We start from the raw sequence: 16805 nt of genomic DNA on the forward strand, positions 1-16805 counted from the left end.
CCCCGTCCGCTAGCTCGTTCCCGGGTTTGCCGGGGCACTCCGGTGCCGACGCCGGCAGGGGCCGCCAGGCAGCGGACCTCGGGCCGCCGGGCCGGGCGTGCGCGCCCCAACTGATGCATTTGTCCCGTTACGGTGGCCGCGTGGCCACCGACGCTCAGCCCGCTGCTTCCGCCGCCCCCGCGCCGTCAGCGCGCACTCTGCTGCCGCTGGTTCTTCCCTCGCTGCTGATCGGCGTCGTCGCGAGCCTGGTGCTTCTCGGCGTGAGCGAGTTGGCCGATCTGCTCAAGGACGTCCTGTGGCAGACGCTGCCCGACGCCCTCGGGATCGGCCGCTACTCCGTCCTGTGGATGCTCGTGATCCTCACGGCGACGGGGATCGCCGTGGGGCTGGTCGTCCTGTTCGTACCCGGGCACGCGGGACCCGATCCGGCCACCACCGGGCTCGTCGACAAGCCGATGGCCCCGGGGGTGCTGCCGAGTCTGCTGCTGACAGCCACGCTGGCCCTCGCGGGCGGCGTGAGCGTCGGGCCCGAGAACCCGATCACCGCCGCCAACATCGCCCTCACCTACTGGCTCGGCCGCAAGATCGCGCCGCAGAGCCCCACCATGCTCTGGGTCGCGCTCGGCGCCGCCGGGACGATCGGCGCGCTGTTCGGTACGCCGGTGGCGGCGGCGCTGGTCCTCTCCGAGACGCTCAGCTCCCAGCCGGGCCCCGGCTCGCTGTGGGACAAGCTCTTCGGCCCGCTGATCGCCGCGGGCGCCGGCGGGCTGACCACGGTGCTCATCTCGCACCCCACCTTCGACCTGGACCTGCCGAGCTACCACGGCACCACCTGGGGCGACCTGCTGGCCGCGCTGGTCATCGCGTCGGCCGCCGCGGTGCTCGGCATGGCGGCGGTGTACTGCCTGCCGTACGCGCACACCGCGTTCCACACGCTCAGGAACCCCGTGCTGACCCTGGCGGCCGGCGGGATCGTCCTCGGGCTGCTCGGCGCGCTCGGCGGGAAGCTGACCCTGTTCAAGGGGCTCGACCAGGTGAAGACCCTCGCCGCCGACCCGGGCGGCTGGTCGGCGGGGTCGTTCGCGCTGATGGCGGCGGTGAAGCTGGTGGCGGTCGTCGTCGCGACGGCCTGCGGGTTCCGGGGCGGCCGGATCTTCCCCGCCCTCTTCGCCGGCGTCTCCCTCGGCCTGTGCGCGCACGCGCTCGTCCCCGCCGTACCCGCCACGCTCGGGGTGGTCTGCGGCGCGCTGGGCGTGCTGCTCGCCGTCACCCGGCAGGGCTGGCTGAGCCTGTTCACCGCCGCCGTCCTGGTCGCCGACCCGAATGTGCTGCCGCTGCTCTGCGTGGCGACGATCCCGGCCTGGCTGCTGGTCACCGGCCGTCCGCTGATGCAGCTCAAGAAGGACGGCGGCTCGCTGCGCTGACGGACCGCCGACGGACCGCTGACGGACCGCGGGAAACCGGGGCACGCCGCCGGGCGGTGCGGCGGGTTCCTTCGTATCCTCGCGGGAGAGGGACCGGACCCGTCGCGAGGAGACCAGCTCATGCCGCTCCGCCCAGGTACGAACGACTCCGGCGACGCCGACGCCGACGCCGCGGCCAAGGACCACGCCGAGATGCGCCGTCTCTCGCTCAACCCGTTCTTCGGCGCCGCCGACCCGACCAGCGAGATGAACTCGGCGCCGCCCACGCACCGGCTGCCCGACGGTCCGATCCCGCCCGAGACGGCGTACCAGCTCGTCCACGACGAGCTGATGCTCGACGGCAACTCGCGGCTCAACCTCGCCACCTTCGTCTCCACCTGGATGGAGCCGCAGGCCGGGCGGCTGATGGACGAGTGCCTGGACAAGAACATGATCGACAAGGACGAGTACCCGCGCACCGCCGAGCTGGAGCGGCGCTGCGTGGTCATGCTCGCCGACCTGTGGAACGCCCCCGACCCCTCGACGACCGTCGGCTGCTCGACCACCGGGTCGAGCGAGGCGTGCATGCTCGCCGGGATGGCCCTGAAGCGGCGCTGGGCCAAGCGCAACGCGGGCCGCTATCCGGCGACCGCCCGGCCGAATCTCGTCATGGGCATCAACGTCCAGGTCTGCTGGGAGAAGTTCTGCAACTTCTGGGAGGTGGAGATGCGGCAGGTGCCCATGGAGGGCGACCGCTTCCACCTCGACCCGCAGGCCGCCGTCGGCCTCTGCGACGAGAACACCATCGGGGTGGTGGCCGTGCTCGGCTCGACCTTCGACGGGTCGTACGAACCGGTGGCCGAGCTGTGCGCCGAACTGGATGCCTTGCAGGAGCGTACGGGCCTGGACGTCCCCGTCCATGTGGACGGCGCCTCCGGCGCCATGATCGCGCCGTTCCTCGACGAGGACCTGGTCTGGGACTTCCGGCTGCCGCGCGTCTCGTCCATCAACACCTCGGGGCACAAGTACGGGCTCGTCTACCCGGGCGTCGGCTGGGCGCTGTGGCGCACGCCCGACGAGCTGCCCGAGGAGCTGGTCTTCCGGGTGAACTACCTGGGCGGTGACATGCCCACCTTCGCGCTGAACTTCTCCCGTCCCGGCGCGCAGGTCGTGGCGCAGTACTACACCTTCCTGCGGCTGGGCAGGGAGGGGTTCCGCGCGGTGCAGCAGACGGCCAGGTCCATCGCGATGCGGCTGGCCGACCGGATCGGCGCCATGGACGAGTTCCTGCTGCTCACCCGGGGCGACGAGCTGCCGGTCTTCGCCTTCACGACGGCGCCGGGCGTGACGAACTTCGACGTGTTCGACGTGTCGCGGCGGCTGCGCGAGCGCGGCTGGCTGGTCCCCGCGTACACCTTCCCCGCCCACCGGGAGGATCTGTCCGTGCTGCGGATCGTCTGCCGCAACGGCTTCTCCGCCGACCTGGGCGCTCTGCTGCTCGCCGACCTGGAGCAGATCGTGCCGGAACTGCGGCTCCAGGAGCACCCGTTGAACCGGGACAAGTCGCAGGTCACGGCGTTCCACCACTGAGCGGCGGCGTTATCCGCCGTACGGATTCACCCGACCCTCGGCGAGCACCCCGACGAACGGCTCGCCCTCACCGGCGAAGGTGTACGCGCCGGCCTCGATGCGCCGGATCAGGCCGCGCGTCCACTCGGCGCCGGCGTCGGCCGTGTGGATCCACATGTGCATGATCTCGCCGATATGGCCGAGGGACTCCGGTCCTTCGTCGGGTACGTAGTGCTCCGTCACCTCGTCCCGCCAGGCCCGGATCGCCCGCAGCCGCTCGCCGAGCAGCTCGACGACCTCGGCCCGCTCCAGATCGACGACGCAGCCGAGCGCGGCCGACAGCACGTCCATCTTCTGGTCGTAGGAGACGAGGGACGCGCGCAGCAGCCGGAAGTACTCGGCCGTGCCCGCTTCGGTCAGCTCGTACTCGGTGCGCGGCGGACCGCCCGCCGTGCTCGGCGCGACCTCGTGCGCCAGCAGGGCGCCTTGCTTCGCGAGCTGTTTCAGGGCGTGGTAGATCGAGCCGGGCTTGGCGTTGGACCACTCGTGGGCGCCCCAGTACTCCAGGTCGTTGCGGACCTGGTAACCGTGGGCCCGGCCGTGCTGGCGTACCGCGCCGAGCACGAGCAAACGGATCGCTGACATCCGTCCAGGCTATTGCCCCTCAGAACGGGAACTGCGAGCGCCCGTACTGGACCGAGATCCACTTCTGGGTGGTGAACGCGTCGATCATCGACTCACCGTTCAGCCGGCCGGAGCCCGAGTGCTTCTCGCCGCCGAACGGGACGATCGGCTCGTCGTGGACCGTGCCGTCGTTGATGTGGATCATGCCGGTCCGCACCCGGTGCGCCAGCTTCACGCCGCGCTCGATGTCGGCGGTGTGCACGGCGCCGCTCAGCCCGAACGGGGTGTCGTTGGCGATACGGACCGCCTCGTCCTCCCCGTCGAACGGGACGAGGATCGCGACCGGCCCGAAGATCTCCTGGGACAGGAGGGGCGAGTCGGCGGCGAGGCCGGTCAGGACGGAAGGCGAGACGACGTTGCCCTCGGTGCCGCCGTGCAGCAGCGCCGTCGCACCCGCCGCCACCGCGTCCGTGACGGTCTTCGAAACGGCCTCGGCCTGACGGGAGTTGATGAGCGGACCGATGTGCGTCGCCGGGTCGGCCGGATCACCGACCTTCAGCGTCCGCACCTTGGCGACGAACTTCTCGGTGAACTCCCGCTCCACCGCGCGGTCCACCAGGATGCGGTTGGCCGCCATGCAGACCTGGCCCTGGTGCACGAAGCGGCTGAACACCGCCGCGTCGACCGCGTAGTCGATGTCGGCGTCGTCCAGCACGATCAACGCGCTGTTGCCGCCCAGTTCGAGGATGGCGCGCTTGAAGTTCGCCGCGCAGACGGTCGCGACATGGCGGCCGACCGCGTCGGACCCGGTGAAGGAGATGACGGAGGGGATCGGGTGCTCGATGAGCGCGTCACCGATCTCGGCGATGTCCGTGATCACGACGTTCAGCAGGCCCGCGGGCAGCCCCGCGTCCTCGAAGATCTTCGCGACCAGCGCCCCGCCGCAGATCGGCGTGTTCTGGTGCGGCTTGAGCACCACGGCGTTGCCGAGCGCCAGCGCGGGCGCGACCGACTTGATCGACAGCAGGAAGGGGAAGTTGAACGGGCTGATGACCCCGACCACCCCGACGGGCAGCCGGTAGACGCGGTTCTCCTTGCCGTCGATCGGCGACGGCAGGATCCGGCCCTCGGGCCGCAGCGCCACCTGCACGGCCTCGCGCAGGAACTCCTTGACGAGATGCAGCTCGAAGGCCGCCTTCAGCCGCGTACCGCCCAGCTCGGCCACGATGGCATCGGATATCTCGGCCTCGCGGTCCTCGACCAGCCGCAGCGCGCGCTCGAACACCAGCCGCCTGGTGTACGGGTTGGCCGCGCCCCACGCCTCCTGCGCGCGCGCCGCTGCCCGGTACGCCTGGTCCACCTCGTCAGCCGTGGCCACCGTGATCGACGCGAGCTTCTCCCCGTTGTACGGGTTGAAGTCGATGATGTCCCAGGACCCACTCCCGGGCTTCCACTCACCGTCGATGTACTGGTGGGCCAGGTTGGTGAAGAAGGACATGGGACCCCTCGTCGCTTCGTCGTCGCACAAGCGCGCGGACTGATGTCCCGCCATCGTACGGGCGGCCGAAGACAGTTGGGGCAAATCCTTCAGGTCAGTTGCCGCAGCAGACGGTGCAGCAGATCGCGCGTTTTCTCCGGTCCCGGACTGTCCGCGTGCAGCCGCTGCATCACCCGTTCGTACTGGGCGACCTCCTCACGCTTGTCCACGTAGAGCGCGCTCGTGAGCTGCTCCATGAACACCACGTCGGACAGATCGGACTCGGGGAAGGTCAGCATCGCGAACGAACCGGTCTCGCCGGCATGGCCGCCGAAGCTGAACGGCATGACCTGGAGCGTGATGTTCGGCTGCTCGGACGCCTCGATCAGATGGGTGAGCTGACCCCGCATCACCGAGGCGTCACCGTAGGGACGGTGGAGCGCCGCCTCGTCGAGCACGGCATGGAAGTGCGGCGCGCGCTCGGAGACCAGGACCTTCTGCCGCTCCAGGCGCAGGGCGACCCGGCGGTCGATCTCCGCGCGGTGCGCCTCCGGGTTGGGCATGCCTCGGGTGACCACGGAGTGCGCGTACGCCTCGGTCTGCAACAGGCCGTGGACGAACTGCACTTCGTAGACCCGGATCAGCGAGGCCGCGCCTTCCAGACCGATGTAGGTTGGGAACCAGCCGGGCAGCACATCGCTGTAACTGTGCCACCAGCCCGCGACGTTGGCCTCGCGCGCGAGGCCGAGAAGCGCCCCTCGCTCGCGTTCGTCGGCGACGCCGTAGAGGGTCAGCAGGTCCTCGATGTCTCTGGCCTTGAAGCTCACCCGTCCCAACTCCATACGACTGATCTTGGATTCGGATGCGCGGATCGAGTAGCCGGCGGCCTCACGTGTGATGCCGCGTGTCTCGCGCAGTCTTCTTAGCTGTGAGCCAAGAAGGATGCGCCGCACCACGGAACCGCCCGATTCGGTTGCGGTCACGTCTCCAACCCTCCCCATCCATGGACATCTGCTGGAGCACCCCCGAACCCCAAGTGCCGGATTCTGCCACCAAAACGCTTCAGCGCGTACTCATTCGATTACGGAAATAAGAAGCCTTTGGGAAGCGGACAGAAGCAGCCAGAAGAAGAAATCGGTTGCAACCGCCGCACGAAGGGTCAAGGCGGGCACCTGCACGTGCATCTGCCCTTGCATCTGCCCTGCGCATTGGGAACCATGGTGCTCGCGCACCTGCGTGCTCATATCAGACCATCGCAGTATCGCCACGGCCGCGAACCCCGGGAGTGCCCGCATGGGGACGAATGGATCGACCATGCTTGAGCCGTTAAGGCGCGGGCTCCCTCCGATCGATCCGACGGCTGCGTCCAGCTCGGCGTCGTGCGCCCTGCCCGCCAGGTACGAAGCGGTGCGCGGGGCACGCCAGTTCACCCGGGCCACGCTCGACCAGTGGGGTCTCGACGACCGCTTCGACGATGTCGCGCTCGTCGTCTCCGAACTCGTCACCAACGCCCTGCGGCATGCCCTGCCCGCCGACGCCCCGCGCGAGCGGTCCGACTCCGCCGTCCGGCTGCATCTGATGCGGTGGCAGGCCCGGCTGGTTTGCGCCGTACGCGACCCGAGCTACGCCAGCCCGGAGACGCAGGAGGTCGACGAGAGCTGTGCGGCCGAATCCGGTCGCGGGCTGTTCCTGGTGGAGTCGTTCAGCGACACCTGGGGCTGGCACCCGCTCGCCGGAGCGCTGCACGGCAAGGTGGTCTGGGCGCTGTTCCAGCTTCAGAAGGACTGAGGCGGACGACCGACGACCGATGACCATCGGAGGGGCCGGCTCGCCGGCCCCTCCGTCGTCTGTGTCGTCTGTGTCGTCTCTGTCGTCGGTACGCTCAGCCGGTCGCGGTGAGGTGGTCGAACTCACCGTCCTTGACGCCGAGGAGCATCGCCTCGATCTCCGCGGGCGTGTACACCAGAGCAGGTCCGTCGGGATGGCGTGAGTTGCGCACCGCCACCTCCCCGCCGGGCAGCTTGGCGAACTCCACGCAGGAACCCTGCGAGTTGCTGTGCCTGCTCTTCTGCCAGGCCGCTCCGTGCAGCTCTGTGGCCGCCATGCCGTTGTACACGTGGTGCACAGGTCGCTCCCCGAGTTGCAAGGTGCAGGTGTCAACTATCCCGGATCATAGCTGTGTTCATGTGCTACTGCATGAGCATATGCACGTGCACGCGGGGTGTTCCCTTGGTTACAGGCGTTGCCGCCTCGCGCGGGCGCACTGAAAAGAGAGACGCACGAAGAGCCCTTTCGGATCCCCTACCCCGGAAATGGTCCAGTCCTCGCGCCGGGGCGCACCCCCGACAGGACCCGGTCCCTGCTGATAACTTGGCGCGCTCCGGCGTCGACGAGGGGGACCTGACCATGCGCGAGTTCATACGGACCGGCGTGACAGCGGCGGGCGTCGCCGCCGCACTCGTACTCACCGGGTGCGGCGGCGGTGACGACGACAGCGCCGCCGCCGACAAGAGCAGTACGCCGCCGCCGAGCGCGGCGCCGAGCATCTCGGCCGCCCCCGGCGCCAGTTCGGCCGCCGAGGTCGCCAAGGACATCGAGGGCAGTTGGGCCGGGCTGACCGACGGCAAGTCCGTCGCGCTCGTCGTGCAGAGCGGCAAGGCGGCGCTCGTCGCCGAGCAGCACGTGTGTCAGGGGTCCGTGCAGGACATGGGACAGCCGATGCTCTCGATGACCTGCACCGACGGGAACACCGACCGCGCCATGGGGACGATCACGTCCCACGACGGCAAGACGCTGGTGATCTCCTGGGGCACCAAGCAGGACACCCTGAAGAAGACCGAGGCGCCGGGCAAGGGACTTCCGACGGCCGTCCCCTCCCTCTGAGCCGCCCTGCTCCCCTACTCCTTCCGGGTCCGCCGCGCACGAGCGTCAACGGCCCCTCGGGCGCCCGGCACTCGCGCCCGGTCCGCCGCCGACGTCCCCTGCGTCCAGCCCTCGGCGTCGGTCGCGCCGCGCACCCGGGTCGCCACCGTCTCGGGGAACATCCGGTCGGCGCGGTCCGTCACCGCCACGTCCCTGGCGGCGAGCACCGGCAGCAGCGCGCCGCCGCCGCCGTCCGCCTCGGCCGTCATCTGCTCGGTGGCCTGCTCGGTCGCCGCCGCCAGCCGCTCGCCGACGCGGTGCGCGTACGCCAGCAGGAACGACTGCCGGAAGGTCTTCGTCCGCCGCCGCCCCGCTGCCCGCTGGTCCGCCTCCGCGCGGGTCATCGCCGCCGTGCCCTGCACGAGCAGCGAGGTGTGCAGCAGCTCGACGGCCGCGAGATCCGGCTCGAAACCGACCACGGTCGAGAAGCCGAACGCGCTGTTCCACACCGCCCGGCAGCGGTTGGCCGAAGCGACCGCGTCGAGCAGGATCGCCTTCGCCGCCTCGTACGGCGCGTCCACCCCGATCCGGCAGGCGCCCGGCACGTCGCCGCTGTGCGCGCGGTCCGCGAGGAGCGCCTCGTCGATGCTGTGCCGCGCCATCAGCTCCTGCGCCTTCGCCGTGAGCGCCTCGGCCTCCGGCGGATAGCCCGTCGCCTCGGCCTTGGCGAGCAGCGCGCGGATCCGGGTGAGCATGCGCGGCTCGTCCGCCGCGTCGGCGGGCGGCAGATGGACGGGGGCGCCGGGCACCGGGCCGACCGGCTCGATCGCCGGCAGTCTGGCCAGCAGCCGGTACAGCTCCAGTACGGAGACGGCGTACGAGAAGCGGTCGGCGCGCCGCTCCGGGCGGCCGGTGCTCGCGGCCGTCGCGGTCAGGTCGGCCAGTTGCCCGCTCCAGCGGCGCGGCAGCCGCTCGTACCGTCCCGTCTCCGCCTCGATCAGCTCGGCGACGAGCCGCACATGCGCCTCTTCGAGGTCGCGCCGCACCATCCGTACGACGTCGGCGGGCTGCCAGCCGCGCTCCCAGGCCAGCCGGACGTACCCCTCGCCGCGCCGCCGCAGCTCGGCGTCGGCCGCCGGGTCGGCGGCCAGCAGGGAGGCTCCGGTGTCGGTGTCCGCCGAGAGGGCGGCGCGCAGCGCGCGCTCGACGGTCCCCGGCGTCGTACCGCCCGTACCGCCCGTACCCCCCGTCTCGCCCGTACCGCCCGTACCGCCGCCGTTCGTCTCACCCATGCCGCCATGATCCCACCGTCCACAGGCTGTGGATCACGAATCGATTACGGTGGCGGGAGGAGCGGGCGGCGACGAGAGGACCCCTGTGGGCGAGAACAAGGACCGCATGCTGGCCGGGGACTGGTACATCCCCGACGACCCGGAGCTGATGGCGCAGACCGAGACCCGGATCGCGCTCTGCGCCGCCTACAACGCGGGCGGCGCGAGCCGCGCGGCGCGGGAGAAGGCCCTGGAGGAGCTGCTCGGCTCGGTGGGCGAGGGCGTGCAGGTACGCCCGCCGTTCCACTGCGACTACGGCTCCTACATCACCATCGGCGACCGCACCTTCATCAACTTCAACGCGGTCTTCCTCGACGCGGCGGCGATCACCATCGGCTCGGACGTCCAGATCGGCCCGAACGTCCAGCTCCTCACCCCGGCCCACGAAATGGACGCCGAGCGCCGCAGGGCCGGCTGGGAGAAGGCCCTGCCGGTGACCGTCGGGGACAACGTCTGGCTGGGCGGCGGCGTGATCGTCTGCCCCGGTGTGACGATCGGTGAGAGCACGGTGGTCGGCGCGGGGTCCGTCGTCACGAAGGATCTGCCCGCCGGCGTGCTGGCGGTGGGCAACCCGGCCCGGGTGATCAGGCGGCTGGACGGCTGAACGCCCGGCGCCGCCGCGGCGGGTGTCGCCTATCGTGGGTCGTATGGAGCGCGTGTTGACGCCGAAGGGTGCCGCCACCCGGCAGCGGATCGTGGAGGGCGCGGCCACGCTCATCCGGGAGCGGGGCACGGCCATCGGCCTCGACGACATCCGGGCCGTCACCTCGACCAGCAAGAGCCAGCTCTTCCACTACTTCCCCGACGGCAAGTCCGATCTGCTGCTGGCCGTCGCGGAGTACGAGGCGGGGCAGGTCCTCGCCGACCAGCAGCCGATGCTCGGGGAGCTGACGAGCTGGGCCGCCTGGCAGGCGTGGCGGGAGCGGGTGATCGCGAAGTACGACGCGCAGCGCAGGAACTGCCCGCTGTCGGCCCTCACCGCGCAGCTCGGGCTGGCCGACCCGGCCACCCGGACCATCGTCACCGAGCTGTACGACCGGTGGCACGCGTATCTGGTCGCCGGGGTGCAGGCGCTGAAGGACAGCGGCGAGATCGACGCCGGGGTCGACGTGGGCCGGTCGGCGACGGCGATCCTGACGGCCGTCACCGGCGGTGCGACGCTGCTGATCGCGACCGACCGGCTGAGCTATCTCGAAGAGGGGCTGGCCGAGGCTCTGGACGCGCTGCGCCACAGGGCCGGAGCGGGCACCGGCGGCTGAGGGACCGCGCCCGCCGCCGCTACGGCCGCCGCCGCGAACTCGCACCACACCACCTTGCCGCGGTACTGCCGCGCGTGATCGCCCCAGTCCGTCGCGAGGCCCGTGACCAGCAGCAGCCCGCGCCCCTCCGCGGCCGCCGACTCGGCGTCCACGGCGCCGACCCCGGTCGGCCAGCGCGGCGGCGTACGGGACGGGTCGCGGACCTCGACCCGTAACCGCTCCCCCGCCCCGAGCAGGGCGAGGGAGACGGTGCCGCGGGTGCAGCCGCAGGGGCACACCCCGTGCCGTACCGCGTTGGTGACGAGTTCGCTGACGGCCAGCTCCACGGAAGCGGCGAGTTCGCTGTCCACCCGCCGGACGGCGAGGATCTCCCTGGTGTGCCGACGGGCCCTGGAAGCGGCCTCCGGTTTGTGCGGCAGGGGCAGCCGGGTGAGGGGCAGCCAGGGCCGCTCGGGTGCGTAGACGTCGTGGGCCACAAGTCCATTGTCGGTGAGCATCATTACTCTCGGACATCACTAGGTCACTGTGAGCTACCCATCGTGCACGAGAGGAGCGCCGCGATGCCACTTCAGCGCGTGTCAGGGGAGCGCGCGTCAGGGGCGCACGCGATGCGGGGGCGGCTGCCGGGAGGCGGGTCGGGGGGTGTGTCAGGGGGTACGTCAGGGGGCGATGACGAGCTTTCCCCGCACGTGCCCCGCCTCGCTCGTCTGCTGCGCCTTCGCCGCCTCAGCCAGCGGGTACGTGTGCGCGACCTGCGTCCGCAGCGCCCGTTCCGCCGCGAGACCGAGATGGCGCAGCAGGACGTCCCGCCGCTCTTCGTCGGTCATACCGCCGGCCGAGAAGACCACGCCGTGCTTCTCGGCGTCCATGTCGGCGATGGTGACGATCCGCTCCGTCGTACCGCCGCGCAGCTCGATCGAGTCGGGCAGCGCGCCCTTGCCGGCGACGTCGAAGACGGCGTCCACGCCCTGGGGGGCGACGTCGCGCACGCGGTCCACGAGCCCGTCGCCGTACGTGACCGGGACCGCGCCCAGCGAGCGCACGTAGTCGTGGTTGGCGGGCGACGCCGTGCCGACCACGGTCGCGCCGCGCGCCGCGGCGAGCTGCACGGCCATCGAGCCGACGGCCCCGGCAGCGCCGTGCACCAGCAGCGTCTCGCCCTCCCGCAGGTCGAGCAGGTCAAGACCCCGTTCGGCCGCGTTTCCCGCGACGGGGATCGCCACGGCCTCGTCCCAGGCCACCCCCGCCGGCTTGGGCGCGATGACCCCGGCGATGGCGTACTGGGCGTAGGAGCCGGTGGCCGACCAGCCGACGACCTCGTCGCCGACGGTGAAGCCGGTCACGGAGTCCCCGATCTCGTCCACGACCCCCGCCACCTCGACACCGGGGATCGCGGGGAAGGTGGTGGGCGTCATCTGCTGGAACCAGCCGTTGCGGATCTTCCAGTCCATCGGGTTGACGCCCGCGGCCCTGACCAGGATCCGGATCTGGTCGGCGGCGGGGTGCGGCTCCTCGACGTCGCGCAGCCGCAGTACGTCGGGGCCGCCGAACTCGTCGAACACGATCGCTTTCACATCAGCCTCCATAGGGGTCCGTCGGCGCGTCTCCGCGTCTCCACGATCGATCTTGCCCCGCCGCTGTCAGTCCTGCCTGCGAAACTCGCTGGCATGACCGAACGGTGGGCGGTGGCGGAGACGGGCGACGGAGGCGCGCTGCTGGCGCCGCTCGGTCCTGACGGCCGTCCGGCGGGGCCGGTGCTGCGGGAGCCAGATCTGGTCGGTGCGGTCCGCGCGCGGCTGCCGGAGGCCGGCCGGTGGGTCTGGCGTTCGACCGCGGCCCTCTTTCCGAGGCTACTGGCCGCCGGGGTGCGGATCGACCGGTGCTACGACATCGAGGTGGCCGAGGGGCTGCTGCTCGGCCATGAGGGGAAGCTCGGCGAGCCCCGCTCGGCCGCCGCCGCCTGGGCCCGGTTGCGGCACGGCCCCGTACCGCCCGATCCGCCGGCCCGTTCGGCGGAGCCCGGCTCGCAGTCCTCCCTGTTCGAGCCGTCGGCCGGGGCCGAGCTGTCGTTCGACGCGCTTCTCGACGTGTACGCGGAGCAGCAGCGCAGGCATGCGGCGGCCGAGCACCCCGGCCGGATGCGGCTGCTCACCGCTTCCGAGTCGGCGGGCATGCTGGTGGCCGCCGAGATGCACCGCGCGGGGCTGCCGTGGCGGGCGGACGTGCACCGGGAGGTGCTGGCCGAGCTGCTGGGCGACCGGTACGCGGGCGGCGGTGAGCCGCGCAGGCTGGCCGAGCTGGCGGACGAGGTCTCGGCGGCGTTCGGCCGCAGGGTGCGGCCCGATCTGCCGGCGGACGTGGTGAAGGCGTTCGGGCAGGCCGGCATCAAGGTGAAGTCGACGCGCCGCTGGGAGCTGGCCGAGCTGGACCATCCGGCGGTCGGGCCGCTCATCGAGTACAAGAAGCTGTACCGCATCTGGACGGCGCACGGCTGGGGCTGGCTCCAGGACTGGGTACGGGACGGCCGGTTCCGCGCCGAGTACCAGCCGGGCGGCTCCGTCTCGGGCCGCTGGACCACCAACGGCGGCGGCGCGCTGCAGATCCCCCGGGTGATCCGCCGCGCCGTCGTCGCCGACGAGGGCTGGCGCCTTGTCGTGGCGGACGCCGACCAGATGGAGCCGCGGGTGCTGGCCGCGATCTCCCGCGACCCCGGGCTGATGGAGGTCGCCGGGCATGGCGGCGATCTGTACACGGCCCTGTCCGACCGCGCGTTCTCCGGCGACCGCGACCACGCGAAGATCGCGCTGCTGGGCGCGATCTACGGCCAGACGTCCGGGGACGGCCTGAAGAATCTGGCCGCGCTGCGCCGCCGGTTCCCGCTGGCCGTCGCGTACGTGGACGAAGCGGCGCGGGCGGGCGAGGAGGGCCGGCTCGTACGGACGTGGCTGGGCCGGACGAGTCCGCGCGCTGCGGGCGCCGCGGACGACGAGGAGGCGGGACTCCCGCAGGAGGGCCCGCCGGGGACGGACGCTGACGCACCGCGGGGCGGCGACAGCGGCTCACGCGCCCGCGCCCGCGGCCGCTTCACCCGTAACTTCGTCGTGCAGGGCAGTGCGGCCGACTGGGCGCTGCTGATGCTGGCGGCGCTGCGCCGGGCGACCGCCGGGATGCGCGCCGAGCTGGTCTTCTTCCAGCACGACGAGGTGATCGTGCACTGCCCGCGCGAGGAGGCGGCGGACGTCGCCGAGGCGATCCGCGCGGCCGGCGAGCTGGCCGGGCGGATCACCTTCGGCGAGACACCGGTGCGCTTCCCGTTCACGACGGCGACGGTGGAGCGGTACTCCGACGCGAAGTGACACCCCCTGCTACCCCTAGGAGCACGACCACTAAATACCAGGGTCATTGCATATTTGGGCTTGGTCTGGCTCGCCGGTCCCGTGAGTGAAAGGGGCCCAGGCAGACCGAGCGAGTCCATGCCTGCCCGAATGTCATCGCCGGTTCTTTCTTGGTGAGGCGTCTGGGCTTCCCGACCGATTCCCTCGCGTTGAGCGATACAGCCGATCTGCGACGTTTCCTGGTCCTGGTCGCCTATCCCCGCGACACGCGGGAACTGCGGTATCCGGCACTCGCGCTGCTAGGTGCGGCCGCCTCGACGGCACCGACCGGCGCTCACTCGCTGATCGTGATCGGTAAGTGGACCGCGGATGCCGCACGGCGTGTCACGGGTGTCCTCGGCTTCGCCGCCCTCCGCCAGCCAGGCCTCGGCCACCGTTGCCCCCTTCGAACTTCGGACTCACATGACGAATACAGACAAATCCTCATCATGCCTTCTCCCGCGTGGGCTACCGCCGCTCGATGCGTCGCAGGTGATATGACGAGCACGCGATAGGGCATGCTTGGATAAGCTGATGATCGCGAAGGCTTACCCATAAAGGGCAGAGTACGACATAGGGAGCAGTCTGGTGTCGACCCGCAGGATACCCGCCGGTGCCTGGATTGTCGTTCTACTGGTCGCCGCCCTCGCCGTGGTTTCCTTTATGGCGGTACAAGCTTCCCGGAGCAAGCCCGTGAAGAATACCGCGAGGGCCGATTCCAAACCGAGTAAGAAGCCACATCCTTCAATCACCAAGCCCAAGATGCAAAAGGTTCCCAATAACTCCGGAGTCGGGCGACGGATTGTCTATTCAATTCTCCAGAAAAGGGTATGGCTGATCTCCGAGAGCGAGTCTACCGTCCGCACTTTCACGGTATGGCCGGGCAATGTAGTCCCGACAGAGGGGAAGTATCCAGTCGCTTTTCGACGTGCTGAGGGCACGGGAAGCGACGGCGTTCGGATTGAGCACGCGGTCTATTTCGGGGCCCAATCGGCCTTCTCTAACGCTGTCGACGGAGCCTCTCCCGCGCCGAACGGAACGGTGAAGACCGGCGCCATTCGTGAGAGCATCGCGGATGGAGCCGCCCTGTGGGATTTCACCAAAAAAGAGACCGTCATTCACGTGGTCGACTGAGTGCGAACTATCTTCCGGATCAGGACCTGAGTATTTCGCGGGCAGTTTCCGCACGTTCAGTTATCCTCGCACGCACTCTTTCGAGCTTCTTACTCTTCGCTCTAACGGCTTCCTTCTGAATTTCAGTCTCGATACCGAACCATTCGGTGACAAGTTCGGTTTTCTCCTTACAGGCGACATCCTGGTGAGCGGCGCGTATCTCCATACTGCTCGCCTTTGCTTCTTGCCAATTCCAGCGCGGATCACGCATGGCCTCTTCTGGTGTCGCGTACCTAAAACCCTCGGTCGCCATGCATTTCGACCAACGGGTAAAAACCGCGCGCATTCCGGACTCGATCATGGAGTCTTTGTAGCTCGCCGCTTTGATGCGGTCGGGCACGCCGTCGTCATCGAGCGGAGGGAAGTGCCTGGCCGCTTTGCCGGAGCACTCCTCGACGGCCTTCTGCTCATCGGCCCGCGGTTGATTCTGCTGGACAGGTGGGGCTGCCGCGACCACCATGAAGTGGTAGCCGTAGTCCGCCTGGTCTTCGTTTACCGGTCCATAACGGCCGGCGGTGAGAGCGGGGGGCTGCTGGTGGGAGGGTTCCGGAGGGCGGTAGGAGACATGCTCCGAAGCCAAGCAGCGGACGAATAAAGAGCGTTGAGCCATGGCTACTTTGCGCAATTGCTCGGGCGACTCCAGGTACGCCTCGACGGGAAATTTGAGCCCGGGAAGCGGATCGGTCAGCTTGCCCGACCCGGCGACCGAGGCAGGAATCCGCGACGTCGAAGCTCGGGGAACGGAGCCCTGGCCCACGGGTGAAGAATTCGTACTACACGCCGAGGTCAGGCCGCTTGAAAAGGCGAGAAAAAGAAGGCCAAGAGTGACTGAATTAACTCTAACTCGCATAATTGAAATTTGCCCATCGAGAGCGCGTTGGAATACCAGGCGGAGAATGAAAGGCGCCCGCTCGTGGCGGGCACCTGTGCGAATAACGAATTCTACAGGTTACTGTAGTACCGCCATGAGGCATTCTGGTTGTACGTCTCCACCAGCTGCTTGTCGGTGTTTGACGTCACGGTGTCGTAGTTGCCGAGATAACCGGAGCTGTAGAAGACGCGCACGTATTCTCCGGTGCACACGCAGCCGCCGCCCATGGTGTAAGAAGCGGAAGCGGAGTTATTCTTGACGGCCTGTCCCGCACCAGCACCGTTATTGGGGTACACGAGACCGGCGAGGTTCGAGACTCCTGCCGTGTTCCCACTCCATCTGTAGTAGGCACCGGCCTGGCCCGAGTTGTAGTACAGGCAAAATCCTATTCCGGTGGAGGCCTCCTTGGGACACGAACCGGACGCGGCCTGTGCGGGTGCGGAGAAAGCGAAAAGCGAACCCACTGCGGCGACCGATGCAGCGACGAAAGCCAACTTCTTGCGCAAGTCAATTACCTCCTGCGGGGCGAATATGTTCGGATGCTATCGGCGCACCCGTAGGAGGTCAACGGATAAAAAATGCGGCTTACTTCCCACTTTTTGCGAATGGACACACCTTGACTGCTCGGGTCCGTCGAGCAGAGCAGCCCCCTCCCAGATAAAACCTCAAAAGCGGTCGACCTTTTGGCGTGAAAGGGTTGGCTGGCCTCGATTCATCGGCGGTGGCTGCCGGTGCGTGAGGCGAACGGTTCAACCTTTTCCCCCGGTGAGTGCGAGCAGGGGCCTGTCGGTCCACGGCGGCAACGTCAGAGCGCGCCAAACCCCCGGCGTCAGGGCGTCAGCAGGTCTGGACGTGTGGCGCG

18 protein-coding genes are annotated in these 16805 nt (G+C 69.5%); 8 read left to right on the forward strand and 10 right to left on the reverse strand.

Translation table 11 applies throughout. From position 1 onward, the window contains the following. Positions 1 to 113: 113 nt before the first annotated feature. A complete protein-coding gene (locus tag ACZ63I_RS26105; protein WP_469341435.1) occupies positions 114 to 1424 on the forward strand; it encodes an ion channel protein in 1311 nt (436 codons plus the stop codon). Positions 1425 to 1544: 120 nt separating this feature from the next. After that, complete coding sequence (locus ACZ63I_RS26110; protein ID WP_469341436.1) at positions 1545 to 2993, forward strand: glutamate decarboxylase; 1449 nt, start codon at positions 1545 to 1547, stop codon at positions 2991 to 2993. Positions 2994 to 3002: 9 nt separating this feature from the next. Here the strand turns inward: ACZ63I_RS26110 and ACZ63I_RS26115 are convergent, their stop codons facing one another. From ACZ63I_RS26115 to ACZ63I_RS26130, 4 genes are all read right to left on the reverse strand, one after another. Continuing rightward, positions 3003 to 3617 (reverse strand): PadR family transcriptional regulator, encoded by a 615-nt coding sequence (locus ACZ63I_RS26115; protein WP_469341437.1) that lies wholly within the window; start codon positions 3615 to 3617, stop codon positions 3003 to 3005. Between the two features lie 19 nt (positions 3618 to 3636). Further along, positions 3637 to 5094, reverse strand: coding sequence for an aldehyde dehydrogenase family protein (locus ACZ63I_RS26120; protein ID WP_469341438.1), 1458 nt, complete (start codon positions 5092 to 5094; stop codon positions 3637 to 3639). An 89-nt stretch (positions 5095 to 5183) separates the two neighbouring features. Next, positions 5184 to 6056 carry a helix-turn-helix domain-containing protein gene (locus ACZ63I_RS26125; protein ID WP_469341439.1) on the reverse strand — a complete coding sequence of 291 codons (873 nt, stop codon included), beginning with the start codon at positions 6054 to 6056 and terminating at the stop codon, positions 5184 to 5186. A gap of 90 nt (positions 6057 to 6146) precedes the next feature. Continuing rightward, on the reverse strand, positions 6147 to 6317 hold the full coding sequence (locus tag ACZ63I_RS26130; protein ID WP_469341440.1) for a hypothetical protein: 171 nt from the start codon (positions 6315 to 6317) through the stop codon (positions 6147 to 6149). A 49-nt stretch (positions 6318 to 6366) separates the two neighbouring features. Between ACZ63I_RS26130 and ACZ63I_RS26135 the strand changes: the two genes are divergently transcribed. Continuing rightward, the gene (locus tag ACZ63I_RS26135) at positions 6367 to 6861 is read left to right on the forward strand and encodes an ATP-binding protein (protein ID WP_469341441.1); all 495 of its coding nucleotides are present in this window, start codon (positions 6367 to 6369) and stop codon (positions 6859 to 6861) included. 94 nt (positions 6862 to 6955) lie between these two features. Here ACZ63I_RS26135 and ACZ63I_RS26140 read toward each other — a convergent pair whose 3' ends face one another. Next, entirely contained in the window at positions 6956 to 7198 is a 243-nt protein-coding gene (locus ACZ63I_RS26140; RefSeq protein ID WP_041986408.1) for a DUF397 domain-containing protein, read from the reverse strand. Between the two features lie 281 nt (positions 7199 to 7479). On the opposite strand from ACZ63I_RS26140, the gene ACZ63I_RS26145 reads away from it, so the two are divergent. Continuing rightward, complete coding sequence (locus ACZ63I_RS26145) at positions 7480 to 7956, forward strand: hypothetical protein (RefSeq protein WP_469341442.1); 477 nt, start codon at positions 7480 to 7482, stop codon at positions 7954 to 7956. A gap of 14 nt (positions 7957 to 7970) precedes the next feature. Here the strand turns inward: ACZ63I_RS26145 and ACZ63I_RS26150 are convergent, their stop codons facing one another. Further along, the gene (locus tag ACZ63I_RS26150; RefSeq protein ID WP_469341443.1) at positions 7971 to 9227 is read right to left on the reverse strand and encodes a DUF2786 domain-containing protein; all 1257 of its coding nucleotides are present in this window, start codon (positions 9225 to 9227) and stop codon (positions 7971 to 7973) included. A gap of 85 nt (positions 9228 to 9312) precedes the next feature. On the opposite strand from ACZ63I_RS26150, the gene ACZ63I_RS26155 reads away from it, so the two are divergent. Next, positions 9313 to 9870, forward strand: coding sequence for a sugar O-acetyltransferase (locus ACZ63I_RS26155; protein ID WP_469341444.1), 558 nt, complete (start codon positions 9313 to 9315; stop codon positions 9868 to 9870). A gap of 43 nt (positions 9871 to 9913) precedes the next feature. Further along, the gene (locus ACZ63I_RS26160) at positions 9914 to 10525 is read left to right on the forward strand and encodes a TetR/AcrR family transcriptional regulator (RefSeq protein WP_469341445.1); all 612 of its coding nucleotides are present in this window, start codon (positions 9914 to 9916) and stop codon (positions 10523 to 10525) included. Here ACZ63I_RS26160 and ACZ63I_RS26165 read toward each other — a convergent pair. Together ACZ63I_RS26165 and ACZ63I_RS26170 are read right to left on the reverse strand one after the other, a co-directional pair. Continuing rightward, the gene (locus ACZ63I_RS26165) at positions 10453 to 11022 is read right to left on the reverse strand and encodes an ATP-binding protein (protein WP_469341446.1); all 570 of its coding nucleotides are present in this window, start codon (positions 11020 to 11022) and stop codon (positions 10453 to 10455) included. The two genes, ACZ63I_RS26160 and ACZ63I_RS26165, sit on opposite strands and share 73 nt — an antisense overlap. 162 nt (positions 11023 to 11184) lie before the next feature. Further along, positions 11185 to 12099, reverse strand: a complete 915-nt coding sequence (locus ACZ63I_RS26170) for an NADP-dependent oxidoreductase (RefSeq protein ID WP_469341447.1) — start codon at positions 12097 to 12099, stop codon at positions 11185 to 11187. A gap of 93 nt (positions 12100 to 12192) precedes the next feature. Between ACZ63I_RS26170 and ACZ63I_RS26175 the strand changes: the two genes are divergently transcribed. Then, the gene (locus tag ACZ63I_RS26175) at positions 12193 to 13881 is read left to right on the forward strand and encodes a bifunctional 3'-5' exonuclease/DNA polymerase (RefSeq protein ID WP_469341448.1); all 1689 of its coding nucleotides are present in this window, start codon (positions 12193 to 12195) and stop codon (positions 13879 to 13881) included. Between the two features lie 606 nt (positions 13882 to 14487). Then, on the forward strand, positions 14488 to 15033 hold the full coding sequence (locus ACZ63I_RS26180) for a hypothetical protein (protein WP_469341449.1): 546 nt from the start codon (positions 14488 to 14490) through the stop codon (positions 15031 to 15033). A gap of 19 nt (positions 15034 to 15052) precedes the next feature. Here ACZ63I_RS26180 and ACZ63I_RS26185 read toward each other — a convergent pair whose 3' ends face one another. Both ACZ63I_RS26185 and ACZ63I_RS26190 read right to left on the reverse strand, forming a co-directional pair. Further along, positions 15053 to 15829 carry a hypothetical protein gene (locus ACZ63I_RS26185; RefSeq protein WP_469341450.1) on the reverse strand — a complete coding sequence of 259 codons (777 nt, stop codon included), beginning with the start codon at positions 15827 to 15829 and terminating at the stop codon, positions 15053 to 15055. 185 nt (positions 15830 to 16014) lie between these two features. Then, positions 16015 to 16449, reverse strand: coding sequence for a hypothetical protein (locus ACZ63I_RS26190; RefSeq protein WP_469341451.1), 435 nt, complete (start codon positions 16447 to 16449; stop codon positions 16015 to 16017). Between the last annotated feature and the right edge of the window lie 356 nt (positions 16450 to 16805).

The organism is Streptomyces sp. NPDC087906, from assembly GCF_055584925.1.